Source organism: Streptomyces sp. NBC_01384 (genome assembly GCF_045040035.1).
In the GTDB taxonomy this organism is placed as follows: domain Bacteria; phylum Actinomycetota; class Actinomycetes; order Streptomycetales; family Streptomycetaceae; genus Streptomyces.
In genome coordinates this window covers 8,892,661-8,908,408 of the sequence record NZ_CP109559.1, presented here as the reverse complement: position 1 = coordinate 8,908,408, position 15,748 = coordinate 8,892,661, and the positions used below count along the sequence as shown (strand labels likewise).

Here is a 15,748-nt window from a genome sequence, read left to right as displayed (position 1 = left end):
GCAGGCTCTCTGGCCAGATAGACCATTCGGTGGGGCGCCGCTGGGCTCCAGCACGCCTACCGCAATGGAAGGGCCCGAGGTCGTTGCGACCGTCGGGCTCTTCCCTGTGCTGTGGCGCCTGGTGGCGTCGGCGGCCGCTCACCGGCGGTTCCGGCTGGTCCTCCGGCGGCGTTCCAGGAATCGGATGAGGGCCAGCCAGAGGTCGCGCTTGTGCTCGGAGTCCTGAGGGACGACGGCCTGGACGAAGAGGATCGTGCCGGGTGTCACGATCGCGAGCACCACGGCGATGGCGACCACCCACCAGGGGGCGCCCACGAAGGTGAGCGCGCTGATCGCGGCGCCTCCGCCGAGCAAGGTGGCGCCCGTCACCCGCGTCGGGCCCGGCCGGGGCGCCGACGGTACGGGGGACGGCTCCGGCTGCTGCGTCGGAATGCTCATCAGGCGGCCTTCTTCCTGGCCTTGGCTTGCGCGCGGGTGCGGGCCCACTCAGCTTCGACCCCCGGCGGGACGTGCAGCTCACCGCTGCGCCTGCGCGTCCTGACCTGGCTGCGCAGGCGGTAACGGGCGTTCTCGACGTCGCCGACCTTGATGCCGAGCACGTCAGCTATCTCGCCCTGGCTGAGGCCGTCCACGGTCAGGTTCCACACCGCATGGTCGCGCGGCTTGAGCCTTTTGATCATGGCGGTGAGGGTGTCGCACAGGTCGCCGACATCCTCGGGGACAGGCTCAGGGCCCGTCTGCCCGAGCGCGTGGGCGAGGGCGCCATCCCCCATCCGCACGGCGTGCAGGAGGAAGCGGTCCGTGCGCTCGGCTCGCCAGACGTAGAACACCCGGGGGAAGACGAGTCCGCACCGGCCGTAGAAGTACGACGTCAGGTGCGAGGCCCTGCCGTCCTTGCCGCGGTTGTGGGCGGGGTCGTACCCGCCCATCTTCAGGAGCTGGGGGAAGGTCTCCATGGCGACGTTGAGCGTCAGGATGGCCAGGTGCTCACGGTCCGGGGCACTGCGGTACAACGTGGCGCGGTCCTCGTCCGTCATCGCCAGCGGCGTCTTCGACTTCGCGGTCAGGTACATCAGCTTGTCCGTCCGGCGCATCACCGCGCACAGGCGGCCGAACGTGTAGGCGTACAGCTCCTCAGCCATCTGTTGCCAGACCGGACCCCGGAAGCCCGCGGCGACCACGTCGGCGACGCGGTCAACGTCGTTCTGAACATCCTCGGGCAGGTCCTGCCCGTCGTCCTCGGTGCTGCCCCGGGCGGCGGCGCCCGGGTCCCCCGTATCGTTGAAGCGCATGATCTTCCTTGTCTCGGCGTCCGCATAACCCGAGGGTCGAAGCTGGTTCTAACGTGTCTGTCGCCTCGTATATGCAGAGCGGGAACGGATTTCCTTAAAAGTGACGCCCGCGTCATAGCCGGACATCCAATTGCCCGCCCGGCAGGGGCCAATTGCGGGGCGGCAATGTCAACGAAACCGTGTCCGGCGGGTGTCCGGACAGCACTCCGGCACGGTTGCGGCACTGTCCGGACGGATGCCGGACACGGCCGGACAGCGGTACCGGACGCCTCTACGCTGGGCGGGCACAGACGCACCACCGGAGGTTGCCGTGACCGCAGTTGAGGGCTTCGCCCACCATCTCCGCCAGTTGCACGCCGCGGCGGGCGTGCCCTCCACACGGCAAATGGCGGCACGGACCGGGTACGGCAAGAGCACGATCAGCGAAGCCTTCGCGGGGCGCCGCCTGCCCACCTGGCCGGTCGTGGAAAAGCTCGCCGCCGCACTCGGCGCAGACGCAGACGATCTGCGTGATCGGTGGGTTGCGGCTCGGGGGCGACCGGCCACGGTGCAGCCGGCACCCGACTGGCTCACCTCCGTGCGCACCAGTGCCGACATCCCCGAGATCGTCACCGGCCTGAGCCTTGAGGACGCGGTCGCGGTCGCGCCGAGCGACCCGAAGCGGGCCATCGCATCGAGCTGGGAGGTCTTGCGTGTGTGCGCCCTGCAACTGGCGCACTGCTACTACGGCGACATCCCGGGAAGCTGGTCATCCAACGTCGTGGAGACCTATCAGCGGGCCGAGAAGGACGGACTGCTCCCCGCCGGCGTCGCCGCCGTCGCCCACACGGTCCACTACCGCCACGTCGAAGCCCAATTTCCCGACAAGGAACTGCCAAGCACGGCCGAACTCTTCCAGATCATCGTCCTCGCCTACCGGCTGGCCTGGCAGGCACGCGACGTTGTCGAGATCTACGAGGAGACCGGCAAGCCCCAGCCGTAGGGCTTCACTCCTCCAACGGGCCACCGAAGCGCGTCCGTCACCGGTACGGTGGCGCGGCCTATTTGCGGGTGGAGCATGCCGGAGTCGGCAGGGCTCGGTTCGATGGCAAAACGACTGGGTTCGATGTCAACGGACAGAACTGCCCAAGCACCACCTCGGACGAGGGTCATACCAACATCCGGCTGTTCCGTCTCAGCCGATCTGATCCCAGTCTCAAATGATCTGGCCCGATTCGCTCGTCGTCTCAGATGATCTGTTCCCGTTGGTGCTGCTGTCGGTGAGGGCGGCAAGCGATCGTCTCTGTCACGGCCTACGACCGGGGCGACATCACTCCATCGACTCCAGAAGGCGATCGAGTGTCCTACGCCCCATGCTGCTCATCGTCGGATTGCTCTCGACGTAGTACCAGACAACCCCCATCGCCTGTTCGAACGCCCACGCCTTGCCGCGCTCCCACTCCAGATCGTCGCAGGCCAGGGTCTGCCGGAGCACTTCCCGCGGGCCTGACTGCACCAGGTGCCAGGCACTGACCAGATCCAGCGCGGGGTCGGCCGGGCCGAAGCCACCGGTGTCGAGTACGCCGCTGAGCCGGTCTCCCGCGACCAGTACATTGCCGGGAATCAAGTCACCATGGCTCATCACGTCGGCACCCGTGCGGGGCAACTCCCGAAAATGGCTCCACAACTCGCGCAGCCGGGGCACGTCGAGCAGCCCCTCACTCTCCTCGAAGCACTTCGCCATCCAATCGTCGTGGTCGGTGAGAACGCCGCCACGATTTTCGCCGCTGAAAAGCCGCCCCCGCGTCTCGGCGTCCCGCAGGGCTGCGATGAAGGCCGCAAGGTCCTCGGCAAAAGCGTTCGACCCACTCGGGTCGGCATCAAAGGCGACCGTTCCCGGCAGCCATGTCTGGACCGACCACGGCATGGGATAACCCGCTCCAGGCTTTCCCAAGGCGACGGGTTCCGGGGCGGGGAACCGAGACACCTGTGCCAACTCCGCGCTCGCCTGGGCTTCCTGTTCCAGAACCGCCAGCGCCTCGGCAGCATCGACTAGACGCAGTGGGAAACGCGCGGAGAGGTCGTTCCCGATGCGGAAGATGGCGTGGACCGTCCCGGTCGACGACAGGGGGCGGATCGGCTTGCCGCTCCACTGAGGGAACTGTTCTTGGATCAAGGTCGCAACGATGTCGGTGGTCAGGTCCACCTGGTCATCGTGCATAGTCATTCTCGCAGGCCCTTCCACTAGGGCGTGTATCGAATGTGCTGGTCACAGCCACTCGTTGATGGCCGCTATGAGGACGGTCGCCTCGTAGCGGACCGCGAGTTTGTCGTACCTCGTGGCCACGGCCCGGTGCCTCTTGAGGCGATTGATACCGCACTCGACCGCGTGCCGAGCCTTGTAGTCCTCCGGGTCGAACTTCGGCGGACGGCCACCGCGCGAGCCGCGTTTCTTACGGTTTCGGACCTGGTCGGCCTTGTCCGGGATGGTGCATCGGATGCCACGTCTGCGCAGGTAGGCGCGGTTCTTGCGGGAGGCGTACGCCTTATCGGCGCGCACCCGCTTGGGAAGGGTGCGCGGTCTGCCCGGCCCCGGTCGGGGCACCCTGATGCGACCCAGGACGACCTCGAACTGCGGGGAGTCTCCGCGCTGCCCGGCGGTGATCACGATGGACATGGGCTTCTGTCCCTGCTCGACGGCCAGGTGCAACTTGGTGGTCAGGCCGCCGCGCGAGCGCCCGAGGCCGTGGTCGTCGGGCTCGGTGGCGACGCCGCCGGGCGGCTCCTTCTGCAGCTCCCCCTTTTCCTCGCTCCGGCGGCGTGTTGGTGGGCCCGGCAGACGGTGGAGTCGATGTTGAGGTCCCAGGTGATCAGGTCCTGCGTATCGGCCCGGGCCTGGAGCTGGGTGAAGATGCGCTGCCAGGTGCCGTCCCGCTGCCACCGGCGGAACAGGTCGTACGCCCGGCCCCACGGCCCGTACTCGGCGGGCACATCCCGCCATGGGATACCGGTACGGACCCGGAACCGTATGCCGTCGATCAGCTGCCGCCGGGTCCACACCGGCGGCCGACCCGGCTTCTTGCCCTTCGGCAACAGCGGCTCCAGCACGCCCCATTGCTCGTCTGTCAGGTCTCCACGTGCCACAAACCAAGATCATCTCACGACCAAGATCCACTTTCGATACACGCCCTAGTCCAATTCGAAACGCCGGAAGCAGACCAGATCAACTGAGACGACAGCCAGTATTCATACGCCAGGGTCCAGATCAACCGAGATTTTCGCCCACCCAGGTGTCTCAACCGTTCTGGTCGCCCCAGGTCACAGTGGCGGCTTCGGACCAGATCATTTGAGATGGGACACCGGCGCACCCCGCCGGGGTCCCACAGGTGGCTCGGCACCCGGCACCGGGAGCGGTCCGGGGCCGTGCCAGAGTGATCCGCATGATCCCCGCACATGTCCCCGACGAGCCGCCGTTGACCTACGCCGACAGCTTCGACATACCGGTCCTGTTCCGTAACGGGCCCGCGAAGAAACCCCGGCGGCAGTGGCGGACGGCCCAGCACAAGGCGTGGACCGGATCGGACGGATTCCCGGCCGCCGACGGCTGGTACGCGCCGACCACCACGTGGCGGGAGATCATCAAGGCCGCCACCGAAGTCGGCCGCGACGTCACCCCGCACTTGCAGAACCAGCCGCGCTACGCCCACGGGGAACTCGTCGCCCGAGTCTCCCCGCTGTACGCCTACCTCGGCGCGCACCCCGTGACGCCCCGGCACCCCGTGGACGGCGCAAAGGGCCGGCGCCTGACCTGGAACCCGGTCTACGCGCACGGCACCGAGCGCAGCGCCAAGGTCGCCGCTGGCTACCGGCTGGGCATGACGATGACCGAGTGGGCCTGCCGCTCGCTGCTGGGCCTCGGCCAGACCGAGCACCTCGAACTCGGCGGCCCCATCCCCGCCCTACTCAATACGTTCAAGGACCCGAAGAAGAAGCTGCCCGACCTGTGGGGACACCACGAGACGGAGCAGCTGTACTGGCTGATTGAGGCCAAGGGCGGCGACGTGGGGCTCAGGAAGCTCCGCGAGGGGTGGGAGCAGCTCGCGGCCGGCAGCAAGGTCCTCGGCGCGTACGGGCACCGCACCGTCCTGGTCGGAGCATCCGTGAGGCCGGACGACGACCTGTTCCTCACGATCGACCACGTCCTCCACCCCGGCCAGCCGCCGCTCGCCCCTGCCGGATCCGATACCGACGACGAGGCGGCGGGCCCGGGAAACCTGGAAGACCGCCTCGGCGACAGCGACGACGCACTCATCGGCGCCGCCCGCGCCCAGATGCTGGCCTACCTGGCACTGCGCTCGGCTCCCGCGGCGCAGCTGCGCACCGTACCGGTTGCCGCCGACCGCGCCTCCCGCCGTCGGCGCTCGGGGCTGACCACCCCCCTGGAAGACGACAGCCTCACTCTCGCCATGCGAGCCGACGCCCGCGGAGCAGCGGCCGACACCGAACAGCACGCCTTGCGCGCCGGAATCCGTGCCATGGGCCTCGACGACTTCCTGAGCTGCCGTATCCCCGGCACGGAGGTCCACCTCGGCATGTCCCGAAAGCTGTTCGCCGCCTGCGAGCGCCTCCACGAGGAGGACCTCGCCATCGCCCGGCGCACCCCAGGACTACGCGCCGAGGACCAACAGCCCGCCGACCTGGAACTCAGCGACGAAGCCCAGGAAGAACAGCGCCTCACCCAGCGGCGCATCTTCCGCGAACAACAGGAGGAAGCCCGCCCACGGCTGCGTCCCCTGCTGCGCGACGCCTACGAACAAGGGGCAGCAAGCGACTGGAGCGACCTCCTCCATCATCCCCAAGAGCCGGCACTCGACCTGGAGGGCGACGAGAGCCTCCTCGAAGCGGCGACGCCGGAAACCTACGTAGCCGTCAGCCGGTATGACCTGCCCGCCGCACGCCTCTAGCTCTCCCTGCACGACGATCATGGCGAGGGGCTACCTGGTCTAGCGGCTCACCTGCAAGGATGCGCCCGAAATCGAACACGTGATGCAATAGCTTGTATGCGTTGCTCTGCTATCCCTGAGGACTTGGTCGCCGCACAGTGTGCGTGGGAGCGGACCTACCGGAGCCTTGCCGATCCGGCCAACCGGCAGCGGACGACAGCTCTCCGCTGCCGCTTGCTGGAGTTGTCGGTGCAGGTGTGGTGGCATCCCTACTGGCAGCAGGCCGACACCGGGGCAACGGGCAGCGCTGCGCTCCTCGGCCCGAGAGCTGGAACCAGGGCCCCGGTAGGTGAGCGGCCCGCGCAGTGACCGGCGAGCGGCCGGACCCACTCCGGCCGCCATATCGCTGACGCTGCCCGACGGGCAAACCGTGCGGGTCCGGCTCCACGCCCGCCAGGAGGTCGCTGGCCCCCGTCCGTGGCGTTACCTCGTAGGCGTCCCCTCCTGGATCGCGCGGCCGGACGGGGTCGAGGCGGCCGAGTACACCGTCTGGGTGACCGACCAGCAGCTGACACCCATCGAAGGAGTGGACCTGTCCGGCGTGCCGACCCGGCATCTGCCCGGCCCTCCACCGCAGCCTGCCCCCGGCTGGGTAGTACGTCCCGCCCCCGAGCGCCGGGGGCGGACGGTCGTGCACGACGCCGCATGCCGCCTCGCCTCGGGCGGCGGCACGGAGCTGGGCACGCAGGAAGCCGTGGACGCTCTGATGCGAGACGGCGCTCGGGCCTGCACCGACTGTGACGCGGCCGCGGTACTGGTCCCGGCGCTCGAACTCGGCCAAGGGCACGGATAGCGCAGCGACGGCCGCTACCCTCGGCCTGCTATGGAGATCCCGGAGCCCGCCGGCCCGCCCTACCTCGATCCCGACCGAGGAGATCCGCAGCGACCGGTCTGCGGAATCTGCCCGGCCACCCGTTACCCACGAGAGCAGTTCGTCGTCTACAGCAGGCCCTCCTGGGCATGCCCCTTCAACCCGGCGGACGGGCACCGCTACACCCGCTACGAGGGAGTGCCGGCCTGCGTGCACCCGGACAAAATCAATCTGGAGCCCGACAGGATCGCACCGCCTCCGAAGACACCGCCGGACCAAGAGGAGACACCGGCTCGCCGCCGGGGGTGGCGGCATTCCTGGTGGGCTCGCCTCACGCGCCGGCAAGGCCGGTCATGAAGCGTCGGGCCGCCAGGAGGCGCCAAGATCGGCAAGGTGCCCGCGGAGTACACCGCGCTGCTCCTCCAAGTCCTGCGAGGCCGGCGACAGGAGATAGATGTTGTCCCGGTAGGGGCGGAAACCCAGGCGCTCCCACCCCTGGGCGATCCTGGCGTTCACACGGTCCCACTCGGCCTTGTCCGTCAGACGCTGGCTGCTGAGGTCGGTGATGCCGGGCGAGCAGGCGACGGCCCGGCAGCCGGCCATGAGCCGGGTGATCGCCTCACACGCGAGTACGGCCGCCAGGCCGTGCCCGCGCCACGGGAGATCCAGCGTCACGCGATCCATGACGAGCAGCGCCGAGCCGACGTACTCCAGACGTTCGCTGACTTCGTCGGTGAAGGAGCCAGTGTCGGGATCAAGGAGGGCCTGGGCGGTCTCGTACAGCTCCTCGGACTCCTCCTCCATGGCCCAGAAGGCGTTGCGGCCTCGGTCGAGGTGCACCCGGTAGAAGGTCATGGACCCGACGGGGGCGTCCTCGACTGTGCGGAGCGAGGCATCGCGGGCCATGTCCCCGCTGGGGCCGACCAGTTCGTGCTCCGCGGCGCGGGTGCGTCGGCGGTGCAGGACTGCCACGTTCCAGCGCTCCAGCGTGTCGGCCTGCGGGGTGTCCCAGAGTTCGTCGTCATAGGAGATACGCAGGCGCAGCTCGGAGGGATCGCCGGGGAGAGAGGAGGGGTCGATCACTGCGGCAGCCTAACGAGAGCCGCGTGCGTGCGCGCACGACAGAGCCCTCGGATTCCAGGCGGTGGAATCCGAGGGCTCGGAGTCGTGAAGAGGTGGAGTGTGGGTTAGTTCTCGGTGGAGTCGTCGGCGGGGCTGTCCGTGTGGTTGCGGCGTGCCAGGAGAAGGGCGCCTCCGCCTGCTGCGATCAGCACGCCGGCACCGCCGATCAGCCACGGTGTGGCGTCGGCTCCGGTGTGGGCGAGGGAGCCCGTCGGCGCCTTCGGCGTGGAGTCCCCGACAAGGGTCGCGGCCACGGACGAGGAGTCGGCATCCGGCGTGTGGCTGTCCGAGACGGAGGGCGTGGCGCCTCCGGTGCCGCTGCTCGGCTTGCCAGTGCTGGACGGGGAGGGGGTGGGCTTGTGCGTCGGCTTGTCCGAGGGGTCGGGCTGCGGTTCGGTGGCCGTCTTGGCGTTCGTGACGGTCACGGTCACCGGGGCTCCAGGGCCCGCGGTGAACGTCTTCGTCGACTTGTAGAGGTCGTAGCCGGCGGGGGCCTTCATCTCCTTGACCCAGAACTTCGTGCTGCGGCTCGGCACGGGCAGTTCGCCGGCGGCCGTGCCCTTGGACCCGGTGGTCAGGGTGAGCAGCGTGGAGGTGCCGGTGCCGATGTTCACGGTCGCGCCGGGCAGGAGCTTGCCGGTCTTGTCGTCCTTGGCCTGCAGGAGGACCTTGGCCGCCTTGAACGGGTCGGTGATCGTGAGCCGGGTGGCGTTGCCCGGGGTGACGATGACGTCCTGGTCGGCAACGACCTCGTGGAGCGGGCTGCCGGACCCCGTCTGCTTGAGCCGGTAGATGCCCGGCGCGAGGTCGGGGAAGGTCAGCTTCCCCTGGGCGTCGCTCTGACCCCGTCCGGCTTCCTGGCCGGTGGAGTCGAGCAGCAGGAACGCGGCGCCGGGCAGGGCGTCTCCGGCCGTGTCCTTCGTGGTGATCTCGACGCTGCCTGCGTCCGGGGCCGGGGTCTCGGCGGGAGCGGCGGAGGCCAAGGGGGCCGGTTCGGAGGGCTCGGCGCTGGCGACCGGCGCCCAGGTCAGGGTGCCGACCGCCGCGACGGCGACAGCAGCAGCGGATCGAACGAATCGTGCGTGCACGAGGAAGAGGACTCCTTGGGGCAGGGGACGAGGGAGGTCATCGGGTGTGGCCAGAGGCCGGGGCGGGAGGTGGCGGGGCGACGGGTGGGTTGCTGTTCGGTTGCTTGCCTGTCGGAGTGGCGACGTAGAGGGCGCGGCGGGTCTGGGTGGGGACGTCCTGGACAGTGCGCCGCAGTGGTTCGGTGGAGATGAGCGAGGCGGTGAAGGCCGCGACGAGCGTGGTGGGCGTACCGAACGAGAAGCGCGCCGTCCAGTGCGGCTCACTGGGATACCCACCCCAAGCCCGCCAGGCCAGCTCGCTGGAACCGCCGGTGGCGTAGCGGTGGCGTACACCGCCGAGTCCCTCCGGAGTGAGGAAGGTCTGGGTGCCGTCAGTCTTGACGGCATGGCTCCAGGCGCGGGTGAGCAGCGGCGCGTACGCCTCGTATGGTGCCGTCTCGTCCTGGAACAGCCGGTCCTGGTCGCTGTACCTGTCTTCGAGATAGAGGTCGAGCAGCTCGCTGTGGACGTCGTGCAGCATTTCGGCGGGGGTGGTGGCGTCGAAGGTGATCCGCCAGGCGGGCGGGGTGAACGGGGCCCGGTGGGCGTTGATGGTCCACGTGCCCTTGCCGGGCTTGTCGGGCTGGGGGTCCAAGGTGGTCTGCAGGCGTAGGCACGGGCTGAATGCGGCGGCCGTGCCTGCTTCGGTCTGGGCGAACGGCCAGCCCTCCTCGAAGGGGAAGGCCCACACGACGCGGGGGTCGACGGCGCCGGGACCGGCGAGGTGGCGAGGCAGGACCTGCACACTCTGGGCCGGGTCGAGATTCTCAAGGGAGTGGGTGAGCACGGGCGGGGCTCCTGCGGAGGAAGGACGGGCTGCCGGGTGGGAAGGGCTCGGCTCAGCGAGTGCGAGCGCCGCCGCGCGCGGTCGGCGGGGCGGGAGCCGTTGGCGTGCTCCTGTTGGCAGCACGGCCCGGCGAAGACGCCGCCCATGCTCCCGGGAACCAGACAGCGGTGTATTGCTCAATGGCGTCACGGAGCCCGGTGAACTCAGCTCCCTCCCACGGTGGTTGACCGGCGCGGTGGTACTTGTTGAAGGTGCCGTGAGTGGAGTTGTTCAGGGGCCTGTTGCTAGCCACGTCGCGGCGGTGGAAGGTGCCGTGGTCCAGGAAGCTGAGGGTGACCGCATCAATCTCGCCGCGGTCCGGGTGGACGACCGCGAGGCGCAGACCGCCGTAAGTGTCCGCGTGGATGGTGCGGGTGAAGTCGATTCGGAGCCGAAGGTGCGCGCCTGGAGTCGGCGCGGCGAGGTAGGTGTTGCCCACGACGGTGCTGTCGTGAAAGGGGAGGCGGAGTTCGGCGAAGAACTCAGGGGCTTGCAGGGACAAGGATGATCTCCGGTCGGGTCAGGCGCGTGCTACCGGCGCGGGCCGGGCAGGGCCGGTCGGCTGGTGGTGGTGCTCCAGCGCGGGACGCTGGCCGCGGGTAGCGCAGCCGGACGGCGGGAGGAGACGGCCCGCTGCACGTCGAGCGGAGTGGGAGCCGGCGGGCCGGGCGGGAGGATCGGGGTGAGCTGGGCCATCCCCTTGATGTAGCTGGAGGTCACCTCGCGCCACCGGGGCAGGGGCGCCGGATCGGCGACGCACTCGGTGACGGCGGTGAGCAGGGCGACCGGGGTGTCGGTGCTGGCCGTGGCGTACCAGACGGGCCGGTCGATGGACTTGCCCGCCCACAGCTGCCAGCGGGCGTCCCGCGTGGTCAGCTCGGCTTCCGGATCGAGGTCGCCGGTGGTGAACTCCATGCCGGCGTGCCCGTCCGGGGCCTGGACGGCGAAGACGCCCCAGCGCGGGCGGTCGATCTCCCAGCCCTGTTTCAGGAGGGGGACGACGGCGAGGAAGGGGTCGTGCTCGTCGGTCCCGGAGACCGGCCGGGCGAGGTAGGCGTCCGGTCCCTGCTCGTACGCCGTGGCCAGGACCGTGGTGAACGCGGTCACGAACTCGGTGGGGACGCGGTCGTTGAAGCAGACGCCCCACGCGGGCGGTCCGAAGGAGTCCTTGTAGGCGTTGATGCGCCAGAGTCCGTCGTCCTCGCCTTCGGGCAGGTAGCCCAGGCGTACGCGCCGGTCGGGAGCGCTCACGTACACGTTGGAGTCCTCGTCGTACCGCAGGTCCCAGCCGAGGTCGAGCAGCGGGGCGAGGGCGGGGTCGCCGGTTCCGGTGGTGGAGGCGAGGTGGCGCGGGGAGACGTAGACGTCGCCGTCGATGTCGTGGTGCGGATCGGACTGTGGGTTCATCGGTCCGCCCTCGTGGAGACGGTGATCTCGTCGGCGGCGAGGTCGAGGCGTTCGGTGACCTCGGCGGTGGTGCGGCCGGTGACGATGTAGAACCCGGCCCGGGCGGTGAACAGGTCGCCGTCGGGCGGCAGAACGAGCTGGTCGCCGATCTCGCGGATCCACTGCACCTGGCGCAGCCAGGGGGTGTGGGCGGCGAAGGGCTGGTTGATGTGCCGGGCGGTGAGGGTGCCGGAGGCGTCCGGGTAGAGCATGCGGATGCCCGCGGCCCCGCTGCGAGTCCGGGTGAGGTCCGGCGCTCGGCCGCAGGCAAGGTCGGCGGCGGCCCTGGGCAGGTCGATGCCTGTGGCGAGGCGGACGAGGTGGCCGATCATGTCGCCGCCGATACGCGCGTTGACCTCGATCAGCCGGGGCCTGCCGTCCACGAGACGCAGCTCGACGTGCTGCACGCCGTCGGTGATCCCCAGGGCCTTGACCGCAGCAGCGGCGGCCGGGGCGACCTGGGCCAGGAGCGGGTCGGCGGCATCGACGGTGTGCCCGGTCTCGTCGAAGTACGGTGCGGGCCCGAGGTGCTTGCGAGTCACGGCGACCGCGGTGGTCTCGCCGCGGTGGGTGACGCATTCGACCGAGAACTCCGGCCCATGGAGGTACTCCTCGACCAGGACGCCGGTGTCCTCGCGGCTGCGGCTCGCTCCGGCCGAAGCGAACGCGAACGCGGCGGGCAGTTCTTCGGGCTGATCAACGCGGATCACGCCGATGCTGCCGGCGAACGCCGCTGGCTTGATGACTGCTGGCAGGCCGAGAGTCATCGTCGCCAGGCCGGCCTCCAGCAGTGTCCGCGCCCTCATCGAGGCGGCCGAGGGCACGCCATGACGGGCGAACAGGGTGCGGGCCGTGGCCTTGTTGCGGCAGGCCCGCATCACCTCGACGGACGGCGAGGACAGACCGAGCGCGCGGGCGAGACGGGCGGTGGGGACGAGGTGCCACTCGTCCCAGGTGACCACGCCGGCAAGGTCGTGGCGCTCGGCCAGGGCTCGGCCTCCGGCGAACAGTGCCGCGGGGTCGCTCAGATCGACCACGGCGTGGTCGACGATGAACGGCTTTTCCCACGACGGCTCGGTGCCGGTGAGCAGGACGACGTCGTACGCGGCGGCCACTTGCTCCAGGCAGTAGCCGCGATAGGTCTCGTCACCGGGAGAAACGACGAGTACGAGGGGACGAGCGGACAAGAAGAGGTTCTCCGTATCGGTGGACGGCAGGGTGAGAAGAGGAAAGGGGGTGTCTCAGGCGGCACGGCGGCGACGCAGCTCGAACGCCGCAGCCCAGTGCGGGTGTTCGTCGATCAGGCGGCGGGCGTAGAGGGCGGTGTAGTTGTTGTTCAGCCCGGCGACTCCGTGGGGGAGCTGGCGGCGCAGGTCCTCGAACAGGTCCTTCGAGCTGACCCGGGTGGCGCCGGCGGCCAGGCGGCGAGCGGCCATGCGTTCCAGGGCCCTGTAGACGTGCGGGTTGTGGGCGTCGAAGGCGTGGAACTGCTCGGTGATGGTGCGACCGGTCGCGCGGTGCGACCCGAGAGCGGCGATGGACATGAAGGTCTCCACAGGCTGGGCGTGCAGCGGGTTCAGGTGCGCAGGGCGGGATCGGTGCGCAGGCGGGCGAAGGCGTAGAACAGACCAAGGGCTTGCAGGGCGGCGCAGGCGGTGATGACGTGGCCCAGTGCGTCGGGCGGGGTGAGTGCGGTGAGTACGCCGGCGACGGGGAAGGGCAGCAGGAGGATGAGGATGGTCGCCGACAGGGTGCTGCCGAACTTCTCCGGTGGGATCAGGCGGGAGCGCAGGGTGCGCAGGACGACCGTCATGCCGCCGTCGCCCGCCATGAGGACCGCGACCAGGACCAGGTAGGACCGGTAGTCGGGGGCCTGGGCGGCGGCGAGACATCCGAGCGAGGCGAGGGCGGCGCAGGCGGCGCCGACCGGCCACAGGCCGAGGCGGTCGAGGGCGAAGCGGCAGAGCGTGACGCTGAGGAGCGTCGCTGCGGCAGCGGCGGACCAGACGAGGCCGACTGCGGTGGTGGACTGCCCGAAGTGCTGGACGACGATCACGGGGCCGGCCGCTTGGAGAAGGCCGGTGGCCAGGTTGGACAGGGTCAGCCCGGTCACGAGCCAGCCGAGCGCGGGCAGCGAGCGGATGGTGCGCCATCCGGTGAGCAGTCCGGCGCCGGACTGCCGCTTCGGTGCAGGGGCCGGTGCCACGGGCGAGGGTGGGGTGCGCAGGGCGAGCAGCGCGGCAAGCAGCGAGAGCACGGTGATCACCGCGAGCATCGACGGCGGCCCGGTAAGCAGGATCACTCCGGCGAGCGCCGGACCGGCCAGGGTCGCCGTCTGGTCGATGCCGAGCAGGACGGCCTGGACGCGGTGGGCCCGCCGTCCTGCTCGGCGTCCGGCGGTGGCGCCCGCGGTCTCGGCCGCGATATAGCTGAACTCGGTGAGCACGCCGGTCGTCGCCGCCAGCACCATCACGGTCGCGCTCGCCATGGTGCCGGACGGGTGGAAGTGAAGCAGGACCGCGCCGGCGGCGAGGGCCAGCGCCCGGCCCAGGGAGGCAAGGTGGAAGACCACAGCGGCACCGCGCCGGTCGACCATCGATCCGGCCCACCCGAACGCAGCCAGACGCGGGATCCACTCCAGGGCGAACGCGGTGCCTGTCAGCGCGGCGGAGCGCGTCGTGGCCAGGACGAGCAGCGGGATGCCGTAGGTGGACATCGCGAACGCCAACGCGTCCGCCGTGCGCGGCAGATAGATGCTGCGCATCAGCCCGCCGGTGTGGCGTGCGTGCCGGGGGGTGACCGCTACGTTCACGCGACCGGCTCAGGCTCGGACACCCTGGCCACCTGGAGGTTGTCGGCCAGCCACTGGATCAGGAGCGTGCGGAGACGCGCCAGGGCCGCCTCCGCACCGTCGGCGCGCTCGGTGGTGAGCGACGGCACAAGCAGGTCAAGGACGCACCGGATACGGCCGCTGAACTCGCAGACGGGGGCCGGGACTGCATGACGCCGGGCCCAGCGAGCCATCGCGTCGTACAGATCCGCCAACTCCATCCCTGCCGCGGTCAGTTCCAGACCAGCACCGGGGGCGATCCGAACGAGACCGTGGGCGCGGGCCGTGTCGGAGGCGCTGCGCAGTTGATGCGTGGAGAGGTCGGGCAGGGTGCTGGCCAGCCGTCGCGGCGGTATGGCGCCGTTGTCGTCGATCTCGGTGATTAGGCGGACCAGGGGCCGTGAGGCGAGCACTTCGACAGCACGCTGCGCTTCGGCAGAGGTGAAGGGGGTGTTCATCGGCGCGGACCTCCCGCCGGGATGGCTGCCTTCGGGCGGGCGGTCGTGGCGTGCGAGAAGAGGTCTCCGTTGTGCCAGGCCGGAGAGGGGTGGGCTGTCCGAGCGGTTGGGAGTGCCGTGGGGGCCGGCCTCGACTGGCTGCTGATCCACGGCTTCGGCTCGGGCTTCGCCTGGGGGTGCCCCCAGACCGGGTGCTGGGCGGCCTGGTCGAGGGGCTGCCCGGCGGACCAGGCGGACAGGGTGCCGAGCACAGGGCCCAGGCCGTCGCCGGCCTCGGACAGCCGGTAGGGCTGCCCCATGCCGTCGGAATCGACCAGGCCGTCGGCGACGAGCTGCCGCAGCGGCGGGTAGATGTTTGTCCAGTCACTGCTGGGCATCACGATTCGGGCCAGCGCCCGGCCGCTGACTTCCTGGCGGGACTTGAGCACCCACAGGATGGCGGCGGCATGGCGCCGAGTGAGCAAGGTGAGGCTGTCCTCGATCTGCTCGATGGCGGGCAGCGGGCGGTCCGCCTTCTCCAGGTGCTCCTCGGCCCAGGTGACGATCATCGGCAGGACCGGCAGCAAGGCGACGCCGCGTTCGGTGTGGCCGTAGGTCACGTGCCGCGCGGTGTGCTCGGTGCGTTCGACGAGGCCGGCGTCGCACAGTGCCTTGAGCTTGGGGTGAAGCTGGCCGTTCTGCAGCCAGGACACCTTGGCCGCCAGCTCGCTGTAGCGCAGCGGCGGGCCGGAGAGCGCCAGGAGGATCCTCACGTTCCAGCGCGGGGTGATCATGGCGAGGGCCTCGGTGACCCGGGCGATGTCGGCGCCGGTGTCAGGGGGCAGAGCGGTGATGGCCAAGGGAGGAACTCCTGG

At 70.0% G+C, this 15,748-nt stretch carries 17 protein-coding genes; 3 read left to right on the top strand and 14 right to left on the bottom strand.

The features are described 5' to 3' along the window. Positions 1-138 precede the first annotated feature (138 nt). Positions 139-438 carry a hypothetical protein gene (locus OG747_RS40920; RefSeq protein WP_405884398.1) on the bottom strand — a complete coding sequence of 100 codons (300 nt, stop codon included), beginning with the start codon at positions 436-438 and terminating at the stop codon, positions 139-141. Continuing rightward, positions 438-1,292, bottom strand: coding sequence for an RNA polymerase sigma factor (locus tag OG747_RS40915; RefSeq protein ID WP_405884397.1), 855 nt, complete (start codon positions 1,290-1,292; stop codon positions 438-440). The genes OG747_RS40920 and OG747_RS40915 overlap by 1 nt, the downstream gene beginning before the upstream one ends. Positions 1,293-1,602: 310 nt before the next feature. Here OG747_RS40915 and OG747_RS40910 point away from each other — a divergent pair, with 310 nt between their 5' ends. Beyond that, a complete protein-coding gene (locus OG747_RS40910; protein ID WP_405884396.1) occupies positions 1,603-2,274 on the top strand; it encodes a helix-turn-helix domain-containing protein in 672 nt (223 codons plus the stop codon). Positions 2,275-2,601: 327 nt separating this feature from the next. Here the strand turns inward: OG747_RS40910 and OG747_RS40905 are convergent, their stop codons facing one another. Next, the gene (locus OG747_RS40905) at positions 2,602-3,498 is read right to left on the bottom strand and encodes an aminoglycoside phosphotransferase family protein (RefSeq protein WP_405884395.1); all 897 of its coding nucleotides are present in this window, start codon (positions 3,496-3,498) and stop codon (positions 2,602-2,604) included. A 42-nt stretch (positions 3,499-3,540) separates the two neighbouring features. Next, positions 3,541-4,415 (bottom strand): IS5 family transposase gene (locus OG747_RS40900; protein ID WP_405884394.1). Its coding sequence is split into 2 segments (ribosomal slippage): positions 3,541-4,058 and positions 4,058-4,415, totalling 876 coding nucleotides; the frame shifts between segments, so codons are not numbered across the junction. 296 nt (positions 4,416-4,711) lie between these two features. On the opposite strand from OG747_RS40900, the gene OG747_RS40895 reads away from it, so the two are divergent. Both OG747_RS40895 and OG747_RS40890 read left to right on the top strand, forming a co-directional pair. Beyond that, positions 4,712-6,235, top strand: a complete 1,524-nt coding sequence (locus tag OG747_RS40895) for a gamma-glutamyltransferase (RefSeq protein WP_405884393.1) — start codon at positions 4,712-4,714, stop codon at positions 6,233-6,235. A gap of 328 nt (positions 6,236-6,563) precedes the next feature. After that, complete coding sequence (locus OG747_RS40890; RefSeq protein ID WP_405884392.1) at positions 6,564-7,067, top strand: DUF6233 domain-containing protein; 504 nt, start codon at positions 6,564-6,566, stop codon at positions 7,065-7,067. A gap of 369 nt (positions 7,068-7,436) precedes the next feature. Here OG747_RS40890 and OG747_RS40885 read toward each other — a convergent pair whose 3' ends face one another. The 10 genes from OG747_RS40885 to OG747_RS40840 form a co-directional block, all read right to left on the bottom strand. Beyond that, positions 7,437-8,168 carry a hypothetical protein gene (locus OG747_RS40885; RefSeq protein ID WP_405884391.1) on the bottom strand — a complete coding sequence of 244 codons (732 nt, stop codon included), beginning with the start codon at positions 8,166-8,168 and terminating at the stop codon, positions 7,437-7,439. 104 nt (positions 8,169-8,272) lie between these two features. Then, positions 8,273-9,295, bottom strand: coding sequence for a collagen binding domain-containing protein (locus OG747_RS40880; RefSeq protein ID WP_405884390.1), 1,023 nt, complete (start codon positions 9,293-9,295; stop codon positions 8,273-8,275). Positions 9,296-9,332: 37 nt separating this feature from the next. After that, a complete protein-coding gene (locus OG747_RS40875; RefSeq protein ID WP_405884389.1) occupies positions 9,333-10,121 on the bottom strand; it encodes a DUF317 domain-containing protein in 789 nt (262 codons plus the stop codon). A gap of 52 nt (positions 10,122-10,173) precedes the next feature. Then, entirely contained in the window at positions 10,174-10,662 is a 489-nt protein-coding gene (locus OG747_RS40870; protein ID WP_405884388.1) for a hypothetical protein, read from the bottom strand. A gap of 29 nt (positions 10,663-10,691) precedes the next feature. Then, entirely contained in the window at positions 10,692-11,567 is an 876-nt protein-coding gene (locus OG747_RS40865; protein WP_405884387.1) for a DUF317 domain-containing protein, read from the bottom strand. Continuing rightward, complete coding sequence (locus OG747_RS40860) at positions 11,564-12,793, bottom strand: ATP-grasp domain-containing protein (protein ID WP_405884386.1); 1,230 nt, start codon at positions 12,791-12,793, stop codon at positions 11,564-11,566. The genes OG747_RS40865 and OG747_RS40860 overlap by 4 nt, the downstream gene beginning before the upstream one ends. Before the next feature lie 54 nt (positions 12,794-12,847). Next, positions 12,848-13,150 (bottom strand): hypothetical protein, encoded by a 303-nt coding sequence (locus OG747_RS40855; RefSeq protein ID WP_405884385.1) that lies wholly within the window; start codon positions 13,148-13,150, stop codon positions 12,848-12,850. A 32-nt stretch (positions 13,151-13,182) separates the two neighbouring features. Then, complete coding sequence (locus tag OG747_RS40850; RefSeq protein ID WP_405884384.1) at positions 13,183-14,418, bottom strand: MFS transporter; 1,236 nt, start codon at positions 14,416-14,418, stop codon at positions 13,183-13,185. Beyond that, positions 14,415-14,894, bottom strand: coding sequence for a regulator (locus OG747_RS40845; RefSeq protein WP_405884383.1), 480 nt, complete (start codon positions 14,892-14,894; stop codon positions 14,415-14,417). Before OG747_RS40845 ends, OG747_RS40850 begins: the two co-directional genes overlap by 4 nt. Beyond that, on the bottom strand, positions 14,891-15,733 hold the full coding sequence (locus OG747_RS40840; RefSeq protein ID WP_405884382.1) for a winged helix-turn-helix transcriptional regulator: 843 nt from the start codon (positions 15,731-15,733) through the stop codon (positions 14,891-14,893). Before OG747_RS40840 ends, OG747_RS40845 begins: the two co-directional genes overlap by 4 nt. Positions 15,734-15,748: the final 15 nt, after the last annotated feature.